Source organism: Planctomycetia bacterium, from assembly GCA_034440135.1.
Lineage (GTDB): Bacteria > Planctomycetota > Planctomycetia > Pirellulales > JALHLM01 > JALHLM01.
Genome location: JAWXBP010000086.1, coordinates 18903 through 40607 on the forward strand (window position 1 = coordinate 18903; position 21705 = coordinate 40607).

Genomic DNA, 21705 nt, shown 5'->3' on the forward strand with positions numbered 1-21705 from the left:
GTGCTTACTCCAAGCCCAGGGAAGGCCTCAGCGAGTCGTACCATTACCGACGACTGCGCCGGCCTTCCCTGGGCTTATCTACGCGTGCCGTCGCCATCTGCGGCCGTTCCGGGCGCGAAAAAGCTTGCTATTCCCTCCCGACGGGTGTTAGACTCACGCCCCAGAGAGGCGTTCGTTTCCCGGCCTAGGTTTGTTTGGTCCCTGGGCGGTTCTCGCCCGGGGCGAATCTAGGCGCACAGCTTGGAACACTGGAGGGAAGTGATGATGGCACGCTCGTGGTATGGCTGCGCGCTCGTCGCGGCGATTTGTGTATCGACCGCTGGTCGATCATCCTTGGCTCAACAGCGCGGCGCTCCTCCGGCCGCGGAAGCGCCCCCCACCGCGGCGGCGCTCGAAGCGCGGATCGAAACGGCGTTGGGCGAAGTGACGAGCCTGGAGTTCACGGAATCGCCGCTGAGCGAAATCGTGGAATTCCTCAAAGAGCGGCACAAGCTGGCGATTCAACTCGACACCGCGGCCCTCGACACGGCCGGCGTCACGACGGACACGCCGGTCACGATTGACGTGGAAGGGGTGACGCTGCGCTCCGCGCTGAACCTGATGCTTAAAAACATCGAGCTGACGTACTGCCTTCAGGACGGCGTGTTGTTGATTACGACGCCGGAGGAGGTGGATAGTCGCCTGGTGCGAGAAGTCTATGACGCGCGGCATTTCATTTACGTCACCGACGGCTTTGGAAAACGCAGTCGTGACGCAGACGGCCTTGTGGAATTGGTGGTTACGCATGTCCAACCCACGACCTGGACTGACGTGGGCGGGATGGGAGCGATTCAAATTCTCGATGAGGGCATGATCGTCGCCCAATCGTGGAGCATCCAGCAGGAAGTCGGCCAATTCATGCAGTCGTTGGAGACCGCATACGCGAACCATCGCCAAGGCAAGTTTCAATCGCCGATCGACGTCGGCACGAACGAAACAAGTTCGACTAAGGCCGTCCGTCGGGCTCTTGCCGAAGCGACGTCGTTGCAATTCACGGAATCACCATTGTCCGACATCGTGGCCTATCTCAAGGAAAGCCACAAGCTGCCGGTGTTGCTCGACACGGCATCGCTCGATTCCGCTGGAGTAACGCACGACTCGCCGGTGACGATCGACGTCGAAGGCGTGCCGCTGACGAACGCGCTTAATCTCATGTTGAAAAGCATCGAGTTGACGTACGTCGTCCGCGACGAAGTGCTGCTGATCACGACGCCCGAGGAAGTGGACAGTCAACTCATCACGCGGATCTATCCGGTGAAAGATCTGGTCGAAGCCGAGGAACGCGCGGCGGGACTGCAGGCGAAGAAAGGACAAATTGCATCGGGCGTCGTGACAACGGCCACGGCTGTTGCCGGTACGACCTCGTTCCTTGGCTCCCCGGAGTCTATCGCCGGCAACAAATCGCCGCGCACCGACGAGCGGCCGGCTGATGACGCAAGTAAGAAGGAAACGCCGAAGTCGCGAGGCGGAGCGAACGGAAAGCCAACGGCGGGAGGCGGCTATTTTCCGCCCACTCCAACGGAGGAAATCGTCGAGACCGTCACCTCGACCGTTGAATCTACAACTTGGGTCGACGTCGGCGGTACCGGATCAATCAGCTACGCTCCTGAGTTCCAGGGCCTCGTGATTTCCCAGACAGAAGCGGTTCACGCCAAGATCGACGACCTATTCGCACGCCTGCGGAACGTCAGCGCCGCGCAGAAAGCATCGCCTGAGGATCAGCCATTGGGCGACGCCGCCGTGGAGCTGAGCCTACGACCCTACGAACTCACACTCAGCAACGGTGATCGAGTCAAAGATGTCCAAGTGGTAGCACAACTGCTACAACGCGTTGTCGAGCCAACGTCTTGGCAACGAAAGGACGGCCGCAACTTTGTCCAAGTTGTGGACAACGTTCTAATGATTCAAACGACAAACGCGATCCACGACCAAATCGAAGCGCTCTTGCAACAACTGGAGATCAAACGCCCCGGCGGAATCGCCCAGGGCGGCGGCTTTTCCGGCGGTGCCCCGGCTGAATCGAAGCCAGTGCCGAAACCGCCTGTGAGCGAAGCAAAGTAACGAGCGATATCCTAGCGATAGAGCCGGGGGCGCAAGCGACCGGAGTGCGCGAGATTAGACGTCGTCTACCGCGAGCTCTAGGCGCGAACGCTTCCGGCTCCAAGGTTGATGCGCTACCGCGCCCCGCCGTTATCCATCCCCGCGTTGTGCAGATTCCCTTTGCGGAACGCGTCGGCCATGGCCATGGGGATGCCGGCTTCGGCCTCCACCAGGATGGCGCGGTTTTCCAGCACCTTCGCCTTCATTTCCTGCTCCGACGCAATCGCGTTGGCGCGGCGAACTTCCGCCCTGGCGCGGGCGACCCGCATGTCGGCCTCCGCCTGATCGGCTTGCAGCCGGGCGCCGATGTTTTCGCCGACGTCAATATCGGCGATGTCGATCGAGACGATCTGAAACGCCGTCTGTGCGTCCAGTCCGCGGGCTAGCACCGCCTTGGAGATCACTTCCGGGCCTTCCATCACGTCGAGATGGCTCGTCGATGAGCCGATCGACGTGATGATTCCTTCGCCGACGCGAGCGATGACCGTTTCCTCGGTCGCTCCGCCGATGAGTTGCTGCAAGTTGGTGCGGACGGTGACGCGCGCCCGGACTTTCAATTCCACGCCGTTCTTGGCGATGGCGCTCAGCGTACTTTTGCCGGAGCGGGGATCGGGGCAATCGATGACCTTCGGATTGACACTGGTCTGCACGGCTTCAAGCACGTCGCGGCCGGCCAGGTCGATCGCTGCGGCGCGGTCGAAATCAAGGTCCAAGTCCGCGCGGTGCGCGCCGATGAGCGCCCGGATCACGCCCATCACGTTGCCGCCTGCCAGGTAGTGAGCCTCCAACCGCCGTGTGGTGATGCCGGTGTCGGGATCACCCGCGATGCCGGCCTGCATGGCCATGATCTTCGTTTGCACGATCAGCCGGGCGTTCACCTGCCGCAGGCTCATGCCGATCAAGCTGAGGAAGCTGATCCGGGCGTTCGACATATAGGCCTGAAACCAGATGCCGCCGTAAATCAGCAGCAGCAGGCAGAGGACAAACAACAAGAACGCGAGGATCGCCCCGCCCAGCAGATACCACAAGAAATTGCTGCCTTCCGCGACGGGAGCGTCCTGAGCCAACAGCACCAGCGAAACCTGTTGAGCGGCGGCGAGCATGAAAGTAGTCCTGCAATTGAATTTGATGTAACTATCGAGAGCGCGCCGAAATGCGTCACACCAGCCCGTAGCGCAAGCGAGGGGGAGAGAACGTTGGTGATCGCCTAATCGAATACGCCAAGCGGACCGCACGCTAACGATCGAGCGCGATCCTGGCGAAACGGAAGGCTGGCTTGGCGTTCACGTCAAGCGATTACCGACGTCAATTCTCCCTCGCTGGCGCTACGGGCAAGTGTGGTAACGCCGCGAACGTCGTCAGCATAGCGGTTTTTTCGCCACGGTTGGAGTAGGTCTCCGCCGTGAACCAGCGGATCGCATCCGAAAACGGTGGCAGGGAAGCTCAGTACGCGAATCTGCGCTACTTCGCCGTCGCGGAACGCACGCACCGAAAACCCACATGGGACATGCCCGTATCCGGCGCGCCGCCATGCCGCGCGCTGGGGCGATACCGCGAGCAGTATTGATCGCAGCAAAGAAACGAACCTCCCCGCTGGACACGTTGCGGGGCAAATGCCTGTGGGTTTGCCGGATCGGTCGGCGGCACAGCGGGCCCTTGAGGATTGTCGACGAGGCCGGATGCGGCGCGCTGCGAATACAGTTTTCGATCATACCAATCGGCACACCATTCCCAGACGTTACCCGCCATGTCATGCAATCCGTATCCATTGGCGGGAAAGGACTTCACCGGCGCCGTGCGATAGTAGCCGTCAGCTTCGGCATTGGTGAACGGAAACTCGCCTTGCCAGATGTTCGCGTGGCGGGGAGTCAACAGCTCGTCGCCCCAGGTGAAGCGCTTCTTGCTTAACCCGCCGCGTGCTGCAAACTCCCATTCCGCTTCGGTCGGCAATCGCTTGCCAGCCCAATCGGCGTAAGCTTTCGCGTCGTCCCACGAGACTTGCACCACGGGATGAATTTCACGGCCCTTGAGATCGCTGCCCGGCCCTTCCGGCTGTCGCCAATTCGCGCCCGGCGTCCAGTTCCACCACTGCGTGTAGTCATCGAGAGGCACCGCGATTGCCGTCGGATGAAACACCAGCGAGCCCGGTACGAGCGTCTCGGGCGGCGGCGGCGGGACGCCGGGCGGCACCTGTTTCATGATTTCTTCCAGCACCGGCGCTCGTTCCGCGACGGTGACATAACTAGTCGCGTCGACGAACTTGGCGAACTCCGCATTTGTCACCTCCGTCAGGTCCATCCAAAATCCGCCGACGCGTACGCGATGTTCCGGCCGCTCCTCGGGCCAAGCGTCCGCCCAATTCGTCCCCATCGCGAACTCCCCGCCGGGCACCCAGACCATCCCCGGTGGCGCATCACCCGACGGCGTTCCGTCGCCCTCGAAGGATCGGACCGGCTCATCGTCGGCGCGTGGCGAACCTTGATCGCTCGGCGCACTCCAATTGGAATAGCCATACACCACGGCGAACGCGGAGAAAAACAGCGCGAGTAGCCCAATTCGTTGTCGCACGGGTCGCCTAGCGAGGTTGGAAACGAACTGCGTCAAGAAAATGCAAAACCGTTGGCAGCCATGATTTTGGCCGATATCCGTGCAAGTTGCTAGGCAATCGCTTCCGCGATCCGATTTCCGGCATGGCAGCCGAGCTCGCGGGATTTCGGCCGCGAGGCCCGTGCGATCGGCAGTCGCTCCGCCAGGGTCGGTCGCCCGCCGTCGGAGCCTCCCAACCGATTTTGGCCCGACCTTGCCGACGAGTAAATGAGGAGCTAAGATGTTGAATCTCTTTTGATCCCCTGTAGCTCAGTTGGTAGAGCAAGCGGCTGTTAACCGCTTTGTCGTAGGTTCGAGTCCTACCGGGGGAGCTGGACGTAAGTCCTGCCGAAACAAGCGTTTGTGTTACCTGCCGACGTAGGCAGTGCGGCTCTGAAAGACTTTGATTGACGGTACATGTACCGTCGAACGGTCAATCGAGGTTCCGCACCATGCCGAAAGCCAAGTCTGTTCCGGCGTACCGTCGTCACAAGGCTCGCAATTGCGCCGTCGTGACCATTCACGGGCGCAATTTCTACCTGGGGCCATTCAATTCGCCCGAGTCTCGCGAAGTCTATGCCCGGCTTATTGCCGAGCACTTCGGCACCAGCCAACCGGACAGCGCGCCGTCGTCCAGCTTCATCGTTGGGCGCTCCGTAACAATCACGGAGTTAATTGCCACCTATTACGACCACGTACGGGGTTACTACCGGCGTGCGGATGGCAGCCCAACGGACGAAGTCAGCAACATCCGCCTGGCGTTGCGCCCAGTGCGCGAACTCTACGGCAGCACGTTGGCGGCAGAGTTTGGCCCATTGCGCTTGCAAGCGGTACGCCAAAGTCTGATTGACGGCCGCCCGCCTGCTGCGCCGGGTGATAACGGCCGTCGCCCATGGTGCCGAACCAGCGTCAATCGCGCCGTCGCCCGCATCAAGCAGCTATTCAAGTGGGGCGTGGCTCAGGAGTTGGTTCCGGCGGGCGTGTTTCACGGCCTGCAATCGGTCGCGGGACTTCGATTGGGCCGGAGCGGTGCGAGGGAAAGCGACCCGGTGAAGCCTGTGCCCCAAGCATTCGTCACGGCCGTACTTTCAATCGTGCGTCCGCACGTGGCCGCCATGATTCGGCTGCAACAACTCACGGGTGCGCGTCCCGGTGAGATTATCGCCATGCGTGGTCGCGACCTCGACGTGAGCGGTAAGGTCTGGGCGTATCGTCCGACTATGCACAAGACAGCGCACCGTGGGCATCGACGAGAAATCTTTATCGGACCCGCTGGGCAGGACGTGGTGCGGCCGTATCTGAAAACGGACTTGCAAGCCTACCTGTTTTCGCCGCGTGAAGCGGAAGCACTGCGGGACGCTGAGCGAGTAGCCAAACGTCGGCCCTCGACGCCGAAGCGAGTGAGAACTTGCAAGGCCAACCCGCAACGCGCACCACGGGACCACTATTCGGTGCATTCATATTGCCGAGCAATCGCGCGGGCGTGCATCAAAGCTGGCGTACCGGCGTGGCATCCGCACCAATTGCGGCACAGTCGCGCCACCGAGTTGCGGCGAGACCATGGCGTGGAGTTGGCTCGAATCGTCCTGGGCCACGCTACGGCATTCACAACCGAGATCTATGCGGAAGCGGATCGACAGCAGGCTGTCGAGGTCATGGGACAAATTGGTTGAGCCGAATATTTGACTTTTGCACGGCGGAGGAGCATAACATTTCCGGCTTTCCTCGGTTGACCGTGTTTCAACGGTCAGGGCAAGCGTTTGGGGCTGAAGGGAGACTCAGATGGGTGACAAGAAGAAGATTGAAAAGTTCGAGAATGACATCAAGGCAAAGGAAACGCAAATCGAGTTGGCAGAGGATCTGCTGGCGAAATGGAAAAACAACAACGCCAAGTCGCCCCTGACATCGGCCGACGAGCGAATCTTGGCAAGTGGAGCACACGGCGTTCATGGCAAAGCGAGTTACGGAGATGCATTCGCCACGCTGAAGGCAAACATCAAGCAAGCAAATAAGGAACTCGTGCAACTGAGAAAAGAATTGAAGGAAGAGCAAGACAGACCGAAAGCGGAAAAGAAGCCTTCGAGAGTCGAGCAAAAAGCGAACATGGGCAAGGGAAAGCACAAGTAGCGATGTCGAGAATCGCGTCCTTGATCCCTGCCAATTGCCAATGAATCGAATCTTGCCGTGCTAGGGGAAGTCATGATCCCCGTGGCCGATCGGCGCTGCGGAAACATCATCCGCCGTGGTGCCGATCGGTCGGCCGGTCCAACAAAGGGATGATGAACGATGGGTTGGTATCGAAGCGACGAATGGAAAGAACTTCTTCGCGAACTTGGCGAATGGGATGAAATAGCCCGTGATTTCGCATGGTCACCTGAGGAACACTCTCGCCCGCAACGATTCAGTTGGATTACCTTCAAGGCAATTGAGCTAGCGGCAAGGCTGGCCCCAGAAATCGATACTTCAGAACTGCATGTCTTCAGTGAACTCTGGCATGCAAGAGACGATGCTTTTTTGACTCCGCCGACAGAACGCCTTTGGCCGCTCACTTCCGATAATTCATTGAAGATTCGACTTTTGCGATGCAAGGGCCTTATTCTGCGATTAGAGGCCATCGGGACAGTTTCAGAGAAGCCCAATGACGCCCCCAAGGAAAGGCCCGAGTGGAAAAAAGGCAAATCGATCGGAGAGCTGACATTTCGTGGCGATGTCATTCGCAAGGTTAAGATCAGTGCGGCCAAACTGGTGCCCATTCTCGATGGCTTCCAAGAACTTGGATGGCCAGACACAGCGCTAAGCCCGCTGTCCGACGACACCGACGGGGAACGGTTGCGAAGTGCCTTGAAACAACTCAACAACGGACTAACGCTAATCAAGTTTCACGCGACGGGCGACAAACGTGGTGCCGGTTGGTATCCGCTCTAGGCTACCCATACTTACCCAGCAACATACCCGTGCTTACTTAGACATTCCGAGAAATACTCGCACAATCGCATGTGTTGGCTCTTACTGTCATCCACTTGCGAGCGTGCGACATGGCAATCGACTTTTCCGCCGAGACCCCTCTCTCCATCGCCGAAGCGGCGGCGATTATCCCCGGCCGACCCTCTCTGGCGTCGGTCTGGCGCTGGGTGCTCAAAGGCGTCCGTGGCAATCAGCTTGAATCGCTGATGATCGCCGGTCGCCGATTCACCAGCCATGAAGCGATTGACCGCTTCATCCAGCGCAGCAACTCCACTCCCTCTTTGCCGGCCATCGTTACGGCAACCCGTCGCCGCGAGATCGCGGCTGCAACCAGTTACTGCGAAGCGGCTGGCATCTAGTCGGCGCTCAACAAAAAACCCCGGCGGCTAACCGGGGCGTCACGATCCGTGTGTTTGCTTGAGAACTGGAGAACGAACCGTGCAAACAAAGTTTACCGAAACATACCCGCCCGAGCAACCAACGCGCTGTGTCATTCCCGCCGAACTGCGCATCACGCGCATCCTTTGGTTCCCCGGTGGCGGCATCATCACCGGCACCGTGGGCGACGTGGAGTTTTGTCTCGATCTGCCGACGGCTGTGATTCTTGACCGCCGCAAGCTCGTTCAAAACGTCTGGCGATTCCGTCAACTGTTGGGCATCGTGCCGACCATCGAGGCTTGGAATTCGATGCTGGCGACGGCAGAGGAGGCGGGCCGGGCATGATTGCAGCCACGAACGGACACACGACGAACGGCGCGACGCCGGACTGGCTTAAGGTCAACGGGGATTCCATCCCCGCCGAGTTGAAGCAACGCGAGCAATGGGTGGGCTGGCGGGCGCTGCCAGGCAAGAACGGCGCGAAGCCTCGCAAGATGCCATATGACCCAGTGAACCGGCGCAATGCAAGTTGTGACGATCCCGCCACGTGGCATCGCTTTGAAGAATGCTGGTATCCCTATCTTGCGGACCCGCAACGTTTCGCTGGTATCGGATTCGAGTTTTCGGCCGACGATGAATACGCCGGCATCGACTTGGACAAGTGTCGCGACGCAGACACCGGAGAATTGCACCCGACGGCGCTGCAAATCTTGGCGACGATCAAGAGCTACGCCGAGATTTCGCCATCCGGCACCGGCGTCAAGTTGATCGTCAAAGGCAAACTGCCCGAGGGCATCAAACACAAGGCCGCCGTCGATGGAATCGAAATTGAAACCTACGATCAGGGGCGATACTTCGCCCTGACAGGCCACGTCGTTGACGCCGAGCACGCCGAGATTATCGAGGCTCAGCAGCAACTCGACGCAATCGTTCAACAGATTCAGCACGCCCATAGTGCTAAAGCTCAGCCGCAACAAAGCCCCAAGCCCGGCACCGGTAGCGATGATCGCTTTCGCCGAGCGCTCAAACGGGCAATCAGCATCAAGACGGGCGAAGAAAACGACGGCAGCCGGCGTCTGCTGAAGGTCTGCATCATTGCCGTGGAAATGGACCTGCCCGACGGCGACGCGTTCCGTCTTGTGGCAGAAGTTCATCGGTTGGTGCCGTTCCCGAGTGAGTTCACCGAAGCGGAGATTCTGTTAAGGCTGCGTGATGCCGAGCAGAAAACAATTCGCGGCAAGTCGCTTAATGATGCGCCGCAACAGCAAACGTCGACGGGCAGTTCAGACATCAAATTATCCCTCCACTTCGTCGATGCCCGCACGGAACTTGCGAACGCGAGACGATTCATCGCCAAATACGGAATGCGAGTCGTGTACTGTGATCCATGGAAAAGTTGGCTGGTATTCAATGGACGGCATTGGGAAACGGACGAACGCCGCGTCATCGAGTCGCTGGCGAAGACGGAAGCCGCCGAGCAATGGGATGAAGTCGCCAAGATCAATAAGACGGAAGGTGCCGCCGAGCAACTCAAGCAGGCCGTCACGGCGTTCGCCAGAGCTAGCAATTCCGCGAACGGCATCCGCAACGCGCTGGCGCTTGCGAAGAGTGAGCCGGGCGTGCCAGTGCTCCCCAAGCAACTGGACGCGCAGCCGTGGTTGCTGAATGTCGAAAACGGCACCCTCGATTTGCGATCCGGAAAGCTACAGCCGCATCGTCGGGATGACCTGCTCACCAAGCTGGCCCCGGTGGTTTATGACCCGGCGGCCGAGTGTCCGCAATGGCTGCGGTTTCTTGATCGGATCATGGACAACAAGCAGTCTCTGGTGAGTTTCCTTCAGCGCTCCGTCGGCATGTCGATTACCGGCATCGTGCGGGATCACTGCTTGTTGTTTTGCTACGGCGTCGGTGCCAACGGCAAAAGCGTGTTTCTCAACACCATCAAGCGGTTGATGGGCGACGATTACGGACTGAACGCGCCGCCGGAGTTACTGCTCGTTAAACCGCAAGGCGGAGGGCATCCGGTGGAAACGGCTAGCTTATTCGGCAAGCGATTCGTGTCCGCCATCGAGGTAGACGACGGCCGACGCTTCGCCGAGGCCACGATCAAGATGCTCACCGGCGGCGACCCAATCACGACCCGCCGCATGTATGAGAACTTTTGGACATTCTGGCCCCAGCACCACATCTGGGTGGCGGGCAATCATCGGCCCGTCATCCGTGGAAACGATGTCGGCGTCTGGCGGCGCATCAAGTTGATTCCGTTCTCGGTCACGATCCCGCCAGAGGAACAAGACCAGGAGTTGCCGGAGAAGTTGCTCGGTGAGTTGAGCGGCATCCTCAATTGGGCGCTGCAAGGCGTTCGGGACTGGTTGGACTACGGCTTGCATGAGCCGGCGGAAGTGTTGGCGGCGACCAGCGAGTACCGGGCGGATATGGACGTGTTTGGGGATTACCTCGCTGAGCGGTGCGATCTAAACGCAACAAGCACGATCAAGGCCAGCGATTTGTACGCGGACTATAGGGCGTGGGGGGACGCATCTGGCGAGTATGTGATGAGTCAGCGCGGATTCGGCCGGAAGCTTACCGAACGCGGCATCGAGCGATACACGAACAACGGCACCCACTACCGAGGCGTCGACCTGCGGAGCCGGCTGGAATTCTGAGTGAACGGAACCTTACGGAACCAGCGGAACCTTCTGACCCTATTTCTGAAAACTATTCCACACACACGCACATGGAACACTTTTCAAAAACACAATCAAAAGGTTCCGTTCCCTCCGTGACGGCACCGAAGCGGAACCGGAAGCCGCCGGACCCTCGACGCCATGCAGTATGGCAGCCGTTGAGCGACCACGAAGTGGCGCTGGCGGCAGCGCTGGAAGCGGAAGCTCAGGCGCAGCATGTGAAGATGGGTAAAGGACGTTCAATCTCTACAGCCTGACGGCCTACATACGTCGGGGGAGGCGAGCGCATTTCACAGCCGCCCCGGTTCAAAAGGGAACTGATTAATGACCAGACCAAGCAAAACAGCCGATCCGCCGGCCCACCTGAGCCCCGAGGCGGCAGCCTGGTGGCGGAAGGTACTCGGCGACTTCGTATTTGAGGCGCATCACCTGAAGCTCTTGCAAGCCGCCTGTGAGGCATGGGACCGGTGCCAGCAAGCGCGGGAACAAATCGCCACCGAGGGGTTGACCTTCAACGACAAACACGGCCAACCCCGCGCACACCCTTGCGTCGGCATCGAGCGCGACGCCCGGATTGCGTTTGCCCGACTGGTTCGCGAATTGGTACTCGACTGCGAACCGCCGACGGAAGCCAGACCGCCACGACTTGCAGGAGCGAGGGCCTAATGCCATCCATTCGACGTCGCAACAAGCATCGCTCGCAGTACACGCAACTCGAATACTACGCGGTCGCCAGCGGCCACGACTTCTTCGGTTCGTTCAAGACTGAAGACGACTGGCGCGAGGCGTGGCAGGCAATGAAAGACGAATTATTGCCGGCATTCATTCAGCAATGCCCGGGGCAACGGCCGTGGGCGTGGTGGAAGTTTGAAGCGACGGAGCGCAGGCAACCGGCAGACGGCAAGCCACACCCATTCGACGACCCCGAGCGGCAAGCCCACTTGGACCGCATCGCAGCCAGCATGCCAGTGGAAGATCGTGAAGCGTACTACGCAAGTTGCAATGAGCTTTACTTCGGGCTGCCGAGATGCCTGTGCATCAAGGCGGACTTTGGCCGGCTGTACGAAGACCAGGCCACGTACCTCGAACGCTTGGGGCTGCTGACGGACGCCGAACGCGAGTTCATCGCAGCGCTGCCCGCTGACTGGCAGGAACGGGAATTCGACGAAAAGAAGTTTGACGCCAAAGCGTGGGCGCGATCAACGAACGCACCGCTCTAACAAACCTTCAATCAATCAGGAGATAAACGCAATGCTCAATTCGCTTCGCTCATGGTTCCGCCGACCGCCGGCCGTCGAGGAACGCAGCACACACGCCTTGAGATTGGGCGGCGGGAGTTGGTTTTACAACTTGCTGGGCGACTATTCCCGAGCAGCGAGCGGTGAGACGGTCACAACTTCTACGGCGCTGCAAACAAGCGCGGTTTACGCGGCCGTGAAGGTCATCAGCGAATCGGTCGCGTCGATGCCGTTGCACGTATTTGAACGTCGCCCCGACGGCAGCCGGCAGCGCGTCTATGCTCCGACGTTGCGAGCCATCACCGAACAACCGAACAGCCGTCAAACATTGTTTGAATGCATCGAACAATTGACCGCCCACGCCTTGCTACGGGGCGACGGGATTGCGGCGGTGCTTCGTGACCAGTTTGGCAATGCGGCCGCCATCGTGCCGATGCATCCAGACCATGTGACCATCGAGCAAGTGAATGGCGAGTCCGTGTACACGTTCCGCGACGCCCGCCAAAAGGTACACCGCTTCACATCGGACGAGGTCTTGCACTTGCGGGGCATGACCTGGGACGGCATTCGCGGCATGTCACTGGTGGCCATGGCCCGGGAAGCAATCGGCGCGAACATCGCTCTCGACAAGTACGCTGGCAAGTTCTTTGCCAACAACGCGCGACCGAGCGGCATTCTGAGTTGCGACGGCCCCTTGAAGCCCGAGGCCGCCAGCCAAATGCGCACCAGTTGGAATGAAGTTCACGCCGGCGCAGACAGCGCCCATAAGGTGGCCGTGCTGACGGACGGGATGAAGTGGTCGCCGATCAGTCTTTCGAATGAAGACTCGCAGTTCATTGAGTCCCGCCGCTTTGGCGTGGAGGAAATCTGCCGTGTGACGCGGATTCCGCCGCACCTGCTGGGCGACTTGTCGCACGCCACATTCTCGAACGTCGAAAACTTGGGACTGCAATTCGTGACATTCACGCTTCTGCCGTGGATTCGCCGCTGGGAAGAAGTAATTCAACGCGACTTGATTGCGGACCCGGACTTGTACTGCGAATTCAAGCAAGAAGTGCTGTTGCGCGGCGACATCAACTCACGCTACGCCGCGTACATGACGGGACGACAGGGCGGCTGGTTGAGCGCCAACGACATTCGCACCCTTGAAAACATGGATGGTATCGGCACGCAAGGCGACGTGTATCTCACCCCCATGAACATGGAAGCAGCGGACGAAAGCAAGAAACCCAAAGTGATCGACAAACCGACTCGCCAGAATGGCCATTCGCATGGTGCGAACGGTCACGCGGCGAGCGCCATTTCCTGGAGGTCCTAATGAGTCCCGCAACGAAGTCGACCGAAGCCGTCACGCAAGCCGTGCAATCGCGCCGTCAAGCACAACGACGTGAAGCCCTCGAAGCCTATCGGAAATTTATTCAGCAAAGCCACGACGGCAAGAAGCTGAGCGAAGCCGACACGGCAAAAGTGGTCGACGCGATGAACCTGCTCGAAATTCCCACCGAGGCGATCGACGCCGACGTGGAGGCGTGGGGACGTCAGCGCTCGTATCGCCAGTCGTTGGCGGACGTGGCCGACCGCCGCAAGAAGCATCAAGCAGATTGCGAACGACTGACTACGCAGATCAACGAAACGCGGGACAAGTTGAGGGCGCTGGAGCGCGAACACCGGGTGACGGCGCACGAGGGGCAAATGATTGCTGCTTTGGAAGGCCAAGCCAACCAACATTCGGCCGCGAACCCGAGACTGTTTGCCGACGACATCGACCGGGCGTTGTCCCCTCCGCGCCCAGTACCGCAATTCTCTCGCGTGCCGCCGGACCCGGGTCAACCCGTCGTGCCCTACTTCCACATCACTTAGGAGACGCCCGTGGAAAAACTGTACTACAACTCCGCTCCGGAGACTCGCGGCATTTCCCCGAAGGCTCGCCCCGCTGGCGAGCCGGAGGGGGAGTTGCGGCCGATGACCCTCGACGGTCTGGCGACCTGCTATGACGTGATGATTCCCCGTACCAAGCACCAACTTCTCTTCCGCAAAGGCGCGTTCGCCGAATGCCTGCGCTCGAAGCGCTGCGACGCCGTGGCACTTCTGCAGCACGAAAGCGATAAGCTTCTCGGGCGGCAGAGTGCCGAGACGCTCAAGTTGTGGGAATCCAGTCAGGGATTGTGTTGCTCCATCAAGCTGCCTAACACAGCGATCGGGCGTGATACCTGGACGAGCGTCGAACGTGGCGACTTACGACAAATGTCCATCGGATTCGACTTCCTGGAAGACAGTTGGGAAGTCGTCAACGGCAAATCGACGCGCGTCATCAGCCGGGCCTGGATTGATGAGGTGTCGCTCGTGACGTGGCCAGCATGTCGCGAAACCTACGTTCGCCCCGCCAGGCGCACCACGCTCGCCATGGCGCGGGCGACAATTGCCAAACTCACGGGAAAGGTATATGCCCCAAGCAAGCCAACAAACACTGCAAAGTCTCAAGCGATCTATCGACGCGCGCCTGTCTCGGTTCCGTTCTTTGGCTGAACGGGCAGAGGCCGAGTATCGCGATTTGACCGATGCGGAATTCGCCAACGCTCGCCACCTACTCGACGAAGCGGAGGCGCTTCGGGTCACACTTCAGGAACTGATGCAATGATCGCCTTCTTGAAAGAGAGCGCAACGATGCCTCCGGAAAACCAGCGCGCCCGCAATTTACTCTTGATTGCTCGTGCGCGGCTATTGGAAGCGGAAGAATGGCTGCGCAAGCAAGATGAAATGTCCGACAAGCACCTGAGCGAAGACTACCACCGGGTGGCGCTCAATGAAACGCGCGGCGCTATCCAACTTGCCATTGACGCAGGACGAATGTTGATGAAGCGTTGACCTCCGTTGGGCTAAGTACATGCCACTCCCTGTCGATACTAAGCATCTTCCGCATCGATCGGCAAAGGTGAAATGCCAAACTTACGAAAGTACTTTTTGGTGAGCAGTTTGTCCAGGTCGAGTTCATTCTTTAGATTACGAAGAACATATTGATAGAAAGTACCCGTGAAATTATCCGCTTCGGCCACCAGGTGCAATGAATAGTCCCAAAGCAGAGACTCGATTGGCCGTGCATGCGATATCATCGTCAACAGTTCCAGATCGCCAATCGTCAACACAATCAGTTGTTGGATTCGGTGATCCGACGCATATTCTCCCATCGCCTCCGAAAATTTACTCTGTAGCCACCGTCGAACTGCGTTTGGCGACAATCTCTCTTCGAGACAAACGAGCACTGGAAAGATGCGCTGCACGGCCGTCAAATCGTACCCATCGTTTTGGACTTGGATGAAATGCTCACCATCAAGAAGCCTACGGATATTTGCTGCAATCTGGACGACGCCCTTCTTGTCGGAACTCGATGTTCCAGCACCGATGGAGCCAATGCCCTGCAGCACTTCGGCTGTTGAGTTTGCCATACGTTGCCGAGTTGTCAGAAGCGACGCCTTGTATTCCATCACCGCGACTGAATGATGCCAAAGCAGCATTCCGTCAGCTGCTTCATCCTTTGAACCTTGAAAGCGCGGACGACGCAAAAACGTTCGTAGAGGCCCATCGCAGGGCAAGAACTCAGCGAGGACACGCTCGACGTACGACTCAAAGATTACGCCGATGAACGCGCCAAACTGCTTTCCGTAGGCACGCTGCAGCAGGTAATAGACACGGTCGATGCATGCGTGGGCGAGTAGGTTTAAGTCCGGACAACAATACTTACCTGCCTCAACCTCGATCAGAGGACGTTCAGAAAGCGGTGTAACATCGTACGACCACGACTGCCTGCTTCGAAGCAGTTGAAGTGCAAGGTCGTCCGGGGTTTGCGATAACATCCCCAGGCTCTTGATCCATTCATCCTCCGATATGCCGGCGTCGCTCTCGTACTTGAACTCAAAGAGAATTGGCGAAGCTACTTTAGTCGCATGGTGCCCAGCAAACTTCGTGAAGACTGCGACAAGTGAACGAAGCAGAGCCGCCAATGAAAATGAAAACTCCTTTTGGAATACGTCATGCGCACTTGGCACTCCGAGTCGCTTGGCTCGCCGCATGAAGGCAGTATCGTTCAGGACTTCGTCCCAAAGCAGGCAGGCTCTGCCAACTACCTCAACATTGATGCGAGTACTCGAAAAATCAAGTAGCGGAACTACGACAGCAATCATCCATTCCAATGGAGGGACATCGATCAGCGACCTTTGAAAGCTTGCGTTAAGCTCATTCAACAGGTCGCTCGCCATGAACATAGCCTTCGCTACTTGCCGTTCTGCATCCGCTTTGTTTGGGAAGTCAGCGCCGTCGTCGCCGCAAAGGACGGACAGTTGCAAAACGAGCCACAACGCACGTCGATGAAAAATGATTGCATTCGACCGTGCCCCGCTTTCACGAAGCTTTATGATTTGATTTGCCCAGTCGGGCGGCAGCAGTTGGCGCGCCCAGCCAATTTGCTGATCAGCATCACTGGCTGCTGGCGAGTATAGGTAGCGTGACATCACGCAGATAGCGCGAAGCAATTCACGACGAGGAACGGAACGAACGGTGCTTACGACGTCTCTCGTCGTTGCGCTTGTCTTGAATACTTCCGCATACGAAAGATATGGAGCAATTCGAAGATCAAGGTTGTTCATGGCAGATTGCACATTTGAGGGCCGGGTGGCGTAGTTGGCATTCGCCGATCGCGACTGCAAGTTAGTTGTGCTGCGAGTAGTTCCAGCTGGTATTGCGCAACAGCATGTTGTGAGGTCATTCGGTTCTGCTATATTGACGAATGAAGTAGCACTCTCCATTCGGTCAGCGCACCGCGAGACTTTCAGTCGCCGCGCAGTGGAACCAAGGGCATTATGTATTCGCTCGATAGCTGGCCCTCCACTTCCAGATATGCGAGGCCCCAATCGGGACGGCCGCAGTCATTTACTCGCATGTCGTGCCAGAATTGGCTGTAGAACGGATGCCCATCAACGAAGCCAGTGCCTTCCCATACCACACGAGTCGTGAAATCTCCATTCGCACTGCCGCGCATTGCGACTGTTGTCAGGGCGAGCGCCGTACGGCCCTCTGCGGCAAAAACCGGTTTCAACAGCATACGGCAAGCGGTGACTGCCTCAACTTGCCGCGCAGTGAGTTCGTCGAGCGAGAGGTGGCTGATGGGTGGACTGATATTAATCTCGTCTGTTGGCACCGTCACAGGCGGCGGATTGCTCCTGTTGTCAGTGCATCCGGCCAGGCAGCACGCAACCAACATGGCGGCCGTCAGCTGCCGGAGCATTAGCGATAGCGACTTGTGAGTGCAGCGGATGAGGCGGGTCATTTGTCGGCCTTTGCTGGCTCGATTGGTTTTACAACGAAGACCGTGCTAGTTCCACCGATTGCCGTGTCATACGTCTCGGTGCCCTCGACTCGATACGCGCCCCGAATCGGCTTGATTCTGTCGCCGTCGGTCCATTCATCAGTGTCAATTCCGCGCAACATGAATGGTTTGCCAACTACTTCTTTTTGGCGTGTAACGAAGTTTCCTTGCTGGGCTGGACCGGAGCCAATCACGTCAGCGTAAGTTTGCGTGCTAATGGGCGACAGCAGAGCCGATTGCTCGTCGATGACCTGCTGCACTACAAGCGACAGATTAAGCACTCCCATTTTGCCCTTTTTGAGTGGTTTGTCATTCCACAAACTGGGCTCAACGTAGAAACTCTTGCGGGAGACTGCTTTAACTCGGCGTTTGAGTACTCTGAGTCGCTCGGCATATTCCTTGCTGCCTCGATTGCGCAGTGCTTCCGACGTCACGTCTTTGAGCTTCTGCTTTTCGCCCGCAACATACGCTTGCGTGTGAGCTTCGACACACTCGCGGTAGTCGTCCGGCCATTCGGACGGCTTCATCGACTGAGGCGATATGAGCAACATTGCGCAGGCCACTACGGCTAACATGGCTTCTCCGTTCCGATAAGAGTTCCGAACATTCTGCGCTAATTCGCTGGCTGCGGCAAGGGAACGGTGAGAAACTAAAGTGTCTTAATCAATCATTCGGCCGCCGCAATGTCGGTGCCGTCAATCCAACGTCGCCATTGATTGTCCTGAGGAAACTCTGCGCCGCATGCCTCAACGCAAAGGCCAACTACTTCTTCGCCAGGAAGCGTGCGCAATCCGTCACTATTTGGACGTGATTCGAGCAGCGCGTCCTTTACAGCATCAATGGCAGATGCAATTCCATCAGTCTGAACAACTTCAGACGTCTTCTTACGTGCTTCTTGAACGAGTCTATTCACGTCTGGCATATGTGGTACGCTCCAGCGATCCTTTGGGTTCCATGAACTTGTGGTTAACCCAAGATGGACTCGCGCCGCGAACAGAATTTCAATCCAATCGTCACGAAACTCGGCATTGTCGGTGCTGTAACGAATGTCGGACACTACGGCTCCTGCAAAGAGAACCAAGAGTCGACTTTTCACCACGGACGACTGTAGTAGTTCCGCACTTGTTGGAGGCGTCGCAAACATCCGAGGGTCTGACCCGAGTCCGCCAACGATCCTAATCTGAATCATTTCTAGTAGCGGTCCCCAACCCACGAACCATTGCATTGCACTGTGCCCCGCCTCATGGGTTGCTAGCCGTTCCGGATTGTCGTTCACTTGAATCGCTGTCATAAGGAACGCCTGAATCCTGGTTTAGTTTGCTTGCCGACCACAATTGCACCGCAATATGCTCTCTGCACCGCCCAAAACCAAAGACTTATAACATGGTGGAAGAATGTTTGCAAACATTGGTCAGATGCCAATAGATTCCTCTCAGAATGGCTTTGGAAAAAACCAGGGGAGCACAAAACATGCAATTGCGAAAGGAGGACGAGCATCGGCTCGCATTACTCGCGGCATTGCTGCACATTGGTGGCAGTGGCACGAAGAAGGAAGTGCTCGACGCGGTTGCGGATCTTGAACTCATGAAGTTGACCAACCGACAGAAAGAACTAAAGCACAATCGCCCAGAAGTCGTATGGCGCAATGAACTTGCGTACACAAAGCATCACCTTTCGCTGGAAGGATGTTGTGCAAAGGGAACGCGGAACCTATGGGCTATCACTGACAGTGGCCGCGAGTATGCAATGCATCTTGCAGCTGGCGCGATCAACAGCAGCGACGGTCGGCATGTGCGGTTGAAAGATGCGGCGGCCGTCGTTCAAGTGAATCTTTACTCGTCAGCCAATATTGAGAAGATGCCGCTGAGTTCCGTTGCGATCGAGGGCGAACACAAGTTGGTGTGGACGGTCACTTACGAGCGCAATCAGCAATTACGCGCCGCTGCAATTCGAATTCATGGCGTGAATTGCATGGCATGTGGTTTTTCTTTCAGCGTTGCGTATGGCCAACTCGGAGAAGGGTATATCGAAGTTCATCATTTGAACCCGATTAGCCAGCTTGAATCCCCCAGACAGGTTGACGCAGCGACTGATTTGGTCGTGCTTTGTGCGAATTGTCATTCAATGGCACACCGGCGAAAGGGAAGACCGTATTCATTGGACGAGCTTCGAGAGTCCTTGGCTCAAAGCAGATTGGCCGAATGACTGGCTATAATCGCAAATCTTCATAGAGCCTCAATCGCCGCACCGCCTCGCGATACATCCGCGCAAGGTCGGCTCGATCAAACTCGCCGCGTAGCTGCGTCAGTTGCTCTACCAGTAGCGCCGGAGGATCTGACGATTCTTGGCATCGGGCGATGATGGCTTCGAGCGGGTCGCGTACGTCGCGGTTGCGTTGGTCAACAGTCAAACTCATAAGCCCAGTTGCCGCTGATCGTCACTCTGTTTTAGCTCCACTTCAATTTCTTGCTTGAAGTTTTGCAACAGTCGAACGAGATCGTCGATCGCCGTGTAGTGGACAAGCAACCGTTGAGGACCGGAATCGGGCATGGTCTGGAGCATCACGACGTATTCGGGCCGCGTCGGATCGAGCCGCGACTCGATGTTCATTTGCTGCTTTCGAAGCGATTCGTCGTCCATTGGGCCATGCTCCAGGAATGTACCGCGGTACGCCCTCCGTACCGCTATCGAATAAGGACTTATAACACGGTGCGAGCTGGTTTGCAAAAGGCGCTGATGTTGATAAAATGCTTGAAATCAAGGTTCTTTCAGAGTTTTCGGCGCTCGTCAGAGTCTCCCTGTTAACCGCTTTGTCGTAGGTTCGAGTCCTACCGGGGGAGCTGGACGTAAGTCCTGCCGAAACAAGCTTTTGTGTTACCTGCCGACGTAGGCAGTGCGGCTCAAAACGACCGTGAATCAGTAGTACATGTACTACTTTGCGGTCCGACGGAGTATGCACCCATGCCGAAATCGTTCTCGCCGCCGAAATATCGGCACTTCAAGCCCCGCAATCTCGCGGTGGTCCGCATCAATGGGCGCGACCACTACCTGGGGATGTACGACTCTCCCGAATCTTGGGAGCGTTACCACCGATTGCTGGCCGATCGAGCGCGCATCGGTACAGCGGTTCCATGCTCAGCGGACAAGCCTGACGAAGTGACCGTTACCGAGCTGGCGGCGCGGTTTTTCCGCCATGCCGAGACCTATTATCGCCGCTCGGATGGATCACCAACCCACGAAGTCAACAACATCCGTCAGGCTCTCCGAGTCCTGCGCGAGCTTTTTGGCTCGACGAACGCCAACGACTTCGGGCCGCTCAAGCTGCAAGCCGTCCGACAGGCGATGATTGAGCGCGGCTGGAGCCGGGGGAATATCAATCGAGCGGTGCGACGCGTCGTGCTCTGTTTTCAATGGGCGTGCCAGCACGAATTCGTCAAACCCAACATCTATCACGGACTAAAGTGCGTGAAAGGACTTCAAAAGGGACGTTCGGACGCAAAGGAAACGGGTGATGTAAAGCCCGTACCCGACGTCGACGTCGACGCCGTGTTGCCGCTCGTGCGCCCGCAAGTGGCAGCGATGATTCGTTTACAACGACTCACCGGCGCACGTCCTGGGGAAGTGCTGGCAATGCGCGGTACGGAGTTGGACCGTTCGGGGACGGTCTGGGTCTTTCGACCAGTTCAGCATAAGAATGCCTGGCGTGGGCACGCACGGGAAATTTATCTCGGTCCTCAGGCGCAAGAGATCGTTCGTGCGTTTCTTAAAGGGGACGCCAATACCTATTTGTTTTCCCCGGCCGAAGCCGAAGTGCAGCGTGACGCGGAACGCCGAGCGGCCAGAGACGCCAGGCAGCGCGGCCGGACACCAAGTCAATTGGCGCGGAAACCAAAGGCGAATCCTAAGCGGCAGCCCGCGGACCACTACACAGTTCCGAGCTACGCTAAAGCGATTGCTCGGGCGTGTAAGAAAGCAACAGTTCCGCACTGGCATCCGCACCAACTTCGACATGCCGCGGCGACGGAGTACAAGCGGCTTTTCGGCACTGAGGTCGCCCGGGTGATCTTGGGACATCGATCGGTGTCAATGACGGAGCATTACGCAGAAACTGATGCCGCTCGCGCAATCAAGGTTGTCATGACAATCGGCTAGAATCACCAGAAGGGAGTGCAAACTCATGGAACGATACCAACAACTAATGCTTGAAGCGAAACGGTGCATTTGGTTGGCAAGGCAGAATTGTAAACGGCGCTCGAAGAGTGCAGCGCTTGGCGGGTTACCGATGGTCGGTCGAAAAGTGTAGTGCTCATTTTCCCTTCCGCGGATTCGTGACCGAGACTTGCGACGGCAAGAC

23 protein-coding genes and 1 tRNA gene are annotated in these 21705 nt (G+C 57.8%); 16 read left to right on the plus strand and 8 right to left on the minus strand.

Annotated features, from left to right (window positions below; translation table 11 throughout):
- Nucleotides 1–261: 261 nt before the first annotated feature.
- Nucleotides 262–2100 carry a hypothetical protein gene (locus tag SGJ19_04970; GenBank protein MDZ4779585.1) on the plus strand — a complete coding sequence of 613 codons (1839 nt, stop codon included), beginning with the start codon at nucleotides 262–264 and terminating at the stop codon, nucleotides 2098–2100.
- A gap of 113 nt (nucleotides 2101–2213) precedes the next feature.
- On the opposite strand, the gene floA is transcribed toward SGJ19_04970, so the two are convergent.
- Together floA and SGJ19_04980 are read right to left on the minus strand one after the other, a co-directional pair.
- Nucleotides 2214–3242 carry a flotillin-like protein FloA gene (gene floA / locus SGJ19_04975; protein MDZ4779586.1) on the minus strand — a complete coding sequence of 343 codons (1029 nt, stop codon included), beginning with the start codon at nucleotides 3240–3242 and terminating at the stop codon, nucleotides 2214–2216.
- Nucleotides 3243–3600: 358 nt separating this feature from the next.
- Complete coding sequence (locus SGJ19_04980; protein MDZ4779587.1) at nucleotides 3601–4707, minus strand: formylglycine-generating enzyme family protein; 1107 nt, start codon at nucleotides 4705–4707, stop codon at nucleotides 3601–3603.
- Between the two features lie 277 nt (nucleotides 4708–4984).
- Here SGJ19_04980 and SGJ19_04985 point away from each other — a divergent pair.
- The 13 genes from SGJ19_04985 to SGJ19_05045 all read left to right on the plus strand — a co-directional run bounded on the left by SGJ19_04985 (nucleotide 4985) and on the right by SGJ19_05045 (nucleotide 14857).
- Nucleotides 4985–5057, plus strand: a tRNA-Asn gene (locus tag SGJ19_04985).
- 120 nt (nucleotides 5058–5177) lie between these two features.
- Complete coding sequence (locus SGJ19_04990; GenBank protein MDZ4779588.1) at nucleotides 5178–6398, plus strand: site-specific integrase; 1221 nt, start codon at nucleotides 5178–5180, stop codon at nucleotides 6396–6398.
- A gap of 109 nt (nucleotides 6399–6507) precedes the next feature.
- Nucleotides 6508–6852, plus strand: a complete 345-nt coding sequence (locus SGJ19_04995) for a hypothetical protein (protein ID MDZ4779589.1) — start codon at nucleotides 6508–6510, stop codon at nucleotides 6850–6852.
- Nucleotides 6853–7011: 159 nt separating this feature from the next.
- Nucleotides 7012–7650 (plus strand): hypothetical protein, encoded by a 639-nt coding sequence (locus SGJ19_05000; GenBank protein ID MDZ4779590.1) that lies wholly within the window; start codon nucleotides 7012–7014, stop codon nucleotides 7648–7650.
- A gap of 110 nt (nucleotides 7651–7760) precedes the next feature.
- Nucleotides 7761–8048 carry a DUF1580 domain-containing protein gene (locus tag SGJ19_05005; GenBank protein ID MDZ4779591.1) on the plus strand — a complete coding sequence of 96 codons (288 nt, stop codon included), beginning with the start codon at nucleotides 7761–7763 and terminating at the stop codon, nucleotides 8046–8048.
- Between the two features lie 79 nt (nucleotides 8049–8127).
- Entirely contained in the window at nucleotides 8128–8412 is a 285-nt protein-coding gene (locus SGJ19_05010) for a hypothetical protein (protein MDZ4779592.1), read from the plus strand.
- Nucleotides 8409–10733, plus strand: coding sequence for a phage/plasmid primase, P4 family (locus SGJ19_05015; GenBank protein ID MDZ4779593.1), 2325 nt, complete (start codon nucleotides 8409–8411; stop codon nucleotides 10731–10733). Before SGJ19_05010 ends, SGJ19_05015 begins: the two co-directional genes overlap by 4 nt.
- A 345-nt stretch (nucleotides 10734–11078) precedes the next feature.
- Nucleotides 11079–11420: a P27 family phage terminase small subunit gene (locus tag SGJ19_05020; GenBank protein MDZ4779594.1), complete on the plus strand. Its 342-nt coding sequence runs from the start codon at nucleotides 11079–11081 to the stop codon at nucleotides 11418–11420.
- Complete coding sequence (locus SGJ19_05025; GenBank protein ID MDZ4779595.1) at nucleotides 11420–11974, plus strand: hypothetical protein; 555 nt, start codon at nucleotides 11420–11422, stop codon at nucleotides 11972–11974. The genes SGJ19_05020 and SGJ19_05025 overlap by 1 nt, the downstream gene beginning before the upstream one ends.
- A 31-nt stretch (nucleotides 11975–12005) precedes the next feature.
- The gene (locus SGJ19_05030) at nucleotides 12006–13310 is read left to right on the plus strand and encodes a phage portal protein (GenBank protein MDZ4779596.1); all 1305 of its coding nucleotides are present in this window, start codon (nucleotides 12006–12008) and stop codon (nucleotides 13308–13310) included.
- Nucleotides 13310–13852 (plus strand): hypothetical protein, encoded by a 543-nt coding sequence (locus tag SGJ19_05035; GenBank protein ID MDZ4779597.1) that lies wholly within the window; start codon nucleotides 13310–13312, stop codon nucleotides 13850–13852. Before SGJ19_05030 ends, SGJ19_05035 begins: the two co-directional genes overlap by 1 nt.
- Before the next feature lie 9 nt (nucleotides 13853–13861).
- Entirely contained in the window at nucleotides 13862–14518 is a 657-nt protein-coding gene (locus SGJ19_05040; protein MDZ4779598.1) for an HK97 family phage prohead protease, read from the plus strand.
- Between the two features lie 108 nt (nucleotides 14519–14626).
- Complete coding sequence (locus SGJ19_05045) at nucleotides 14627–14857, plus strand: hypothetical protein (GenBank protein ID MDZ4779599.1); 231 nt, start codon at nucleotides 14627–14629, stop codon at nucleotides 14855–14857.
- A gap of 38 nt (nucleotides 14858–14895) precedes the next feature.
- Here the strand turns inward: SGJ19_05045 and SGJ19_05050 are convergent, their stop codons facing one another.
- The 4 genes from SGJ19_05050 to SGJ19_05065 form a co-directional block, all read right to left on the minus strand.
- Complete coding sequence (locus SGJ19_05050; protein ID MDZ4779600.1) at nucleotides 14896–16632, minus strand: hypothetical protein; 1737 nt, start codon at nucleotides 16630–16632, stop codon at nucleotides 14896–14898.
- Nucleotides 16633–16814: 182 nt separating this feature from the next.
- Complete coding sequence (locus SGJ19_05055) at nucleotides 16815–17312, minus strand: hypothetical protein (GenBank protein ID MDZ4779601.1); 498 nt, start codon at nucleotides 17310–17312, stop codon at nucleotides 16815–16817.
- Nucleotides 17309–17926 carry a hypothetical protein gene (locus tag SGJ19_05060; GenBank protein ID MDZ4779602.1) on the minus strand — a complete coding sequence of 206 codons (618 nt, stop codon included), beginning with the start codon at nucleotides 17924–17926 and terminating at the stop codon, nucleotides 17309–17311. The genes SGJ19_05055 and SGJ19_05060 overlap by 4 nt, the downstream gene beginning before the upstream one ends.
- Before the next feature lie 92 nt (nucleotides 17927–18018).
- A complete protein-coding gene (locus SGJ19_05065) occupies nucleotides 18019–18408 on the minus strand; it encodes a hypothetical protein (protein MDZ4779603.1) in 390 nt (129 codons plus the stop codon).
- A 413-nt stretch (nucleotides 18409–18821) separates the two neighbouring features.
- Between SGJ19_05065 and SGJ19_05070 the strand changes: the two genes are divergently transcribed.
- Nucleotides 18822–19556 (plus strand): winged helix-turn-helix domain-containing protein, encoded by a 735-nt coding sequence (locus tag SGJ19_05070; GenBank protein MDZ4779604.1) that lies wholly within the window; start codon nucleotides 18822–18824, stop codon nucleotides 19554–19556.
- 4 nt (nucleotides 19557–19560) lie between these two features.
- Here the strand turns inward: SGJ19_05070 and SGJ19_05075 are convergent, their stop codons facing one another.
- A complete protein-coding gene (locus SGJ19_05075; GenBank protein ID MDZ4779605.1) occupies nucleotides 19561–19767 on the minus strand; it encodes a hypothetical protein in 207 nt (68 codons plus the stop codon).
- Nucleotides 19764–19991, minus strand: a complete 228-nt coding sequence (locus SGJ19_05080; protein ID MDZ4779606.1) for a hypothetical protein — start codon at nucleotides 19989–19991, stop codon at nucleotides 19764–19766. Before SGJ19_05080 ends, SGJ19_05075 begins: the two co-directional genes overlap by 4 nt.
- Nucleotides 19992–20312: 321 nt before the next feature.
- Between SGJ19_05080 and SGJ19_05085 the strand changes: the two genes are divergently transcribed.
- Nucleotides 20313–21503, plus strand: coding sequence for a site-specific integrase (locus SGJ19_05085; protein MDZ4779607.1), 1191 nt, complete (start codon nucleotides 20313–20315; stop codon nucleotides 21501–21503).
- Nucleotides 21504–21705 lie beyond the last annotated feature (202 nt).

Coding starts and splice junctions, on each gene's coding strand:
- SGJ19_04970 (MDZ4779585.1), top strand. CDS start 262: ATGATGGCACGCTCGTGGTATGGCTGCGCGCTCGTCGCGGCGATTTGT.
- floA (MDZ4779586.1), bottom strand. CDS start 3,242: ATGCTCGCCGCCGCTCAACAGGTTTCGCTGGTGCTGTTGGCTCAGGAC.
- SGJ19_04990 (MDZ4779588.1), top strand. CDS start 5,178: ATGCCGAAAGCCAAGTCTGTTCCGGCGTACCGTCGTCACAAGGCTCGC.
- SGJ19_04995 (MDZ4779589.1), top strand. CDS start 6,508: ATGGGTGACAAGAAGAAGATTGAAAAGTTCGAGAATGACATCAAGGCA.
- SGJ19_05000 (MDZ4779590.1), top strand. CDS start 7,012: ATGGGTTGGTATCGAAGCGACGAATGGAAAGAACTTCTTCGCGAACTT.
- SGJ19_05005 (MDZ4779591.1), top strand. CDS start 7,761: ATGGCAATCGACTTTTCCGCCGAGACCCCTCTCTCCATCGCCGAAGCG.
- SGJ19_05015 (MDZ4779593.1), top strand. CDS start 8,409: ATGATTGCAGCCACGAACGGACACACGACGAACGGCGCGACGCCGGAC.
- SGJ19_05020 (MDZ4779594.1), top strand. CDS start 11,079: ATGACCAGACCAAGCAAAACAGCCGATCCGCCGGCCCACCTGAGCCCC.
- SGJ19_05025 (MDZ4779595.1), top strand. CDS start 11,420: ATGCCATCCATTCGACGTCGCAACAAGCATCGCTCGCAGTACACGCAA.
- SGJ19_05030 (MDZ4779596.1), top strand. CDS start 12,006: ATGCTCAATTCGCTTCGCTCATGGTTCCGCCGACCGCCGGCCGTCGAG.
- SGJ19_05035 (MDZ4779597.1), top strand. CDS start 13,310: ATGAGTCCCGCAACGAAGTCGACCGAAGCCGTCACGCAAGCCGTGCAA.
- SGJ19_05045 (MDZ4779599.1), top strand. CDS start 14,627: ATGATCGCCTTCTTGAAAGAGAGCGCAACGATGCCTCCGGAAAACCAG.
- SGJ19_05050 (MDZ4779600.1), bottom strand. CDS start 16,632: ATGAACAACCTTGATCTTCGAATTGCTCCATATCTTTCGTATGCGGAA.
- SGJ19_05055 (MDZ4779601.1), bottom strand. CDS start 17,312: ATGACCCGCCTCATCCGCTGCACTCACAAGTCGCTATCGCTAATGCTC.
- SGJ19_05060 (MDZ4779602.1), bottom strand. CDS start 17,926: ATGTTAGCCGTAGTGGCCTGCGCAATGTTGCTCATATCGCCTCAGTCG.
- SGJ19_05070 (MDZ4779604.1), top strand. CDS start 18,822: ATGCAATTGCGAAAGGAGGACGAGCATCGGCTCGCATTACTCGCGGCA.
- SGJ19_05075 (MDZ4779605.1), bottom strand. CDS start 19,767: ATGAGTTTGACTGTTGACCAACGCAACCGCGACGTACGCGACCCGCTC.
- SGJ19_05080 (MDZ4779606.1), bottom strand. CDS start 19,991: ATGGACGACGAATCGCTTCGAAAGCAGCAAATGAACATCGAGTCGCGG.
- SGJ19_05085 (MDZ4779607.1), top strand. CDS start 20,313: ATGCCGAAATCGTTCTCGCCGCCGAAATATCGGCACTTCAAGCCCCGC.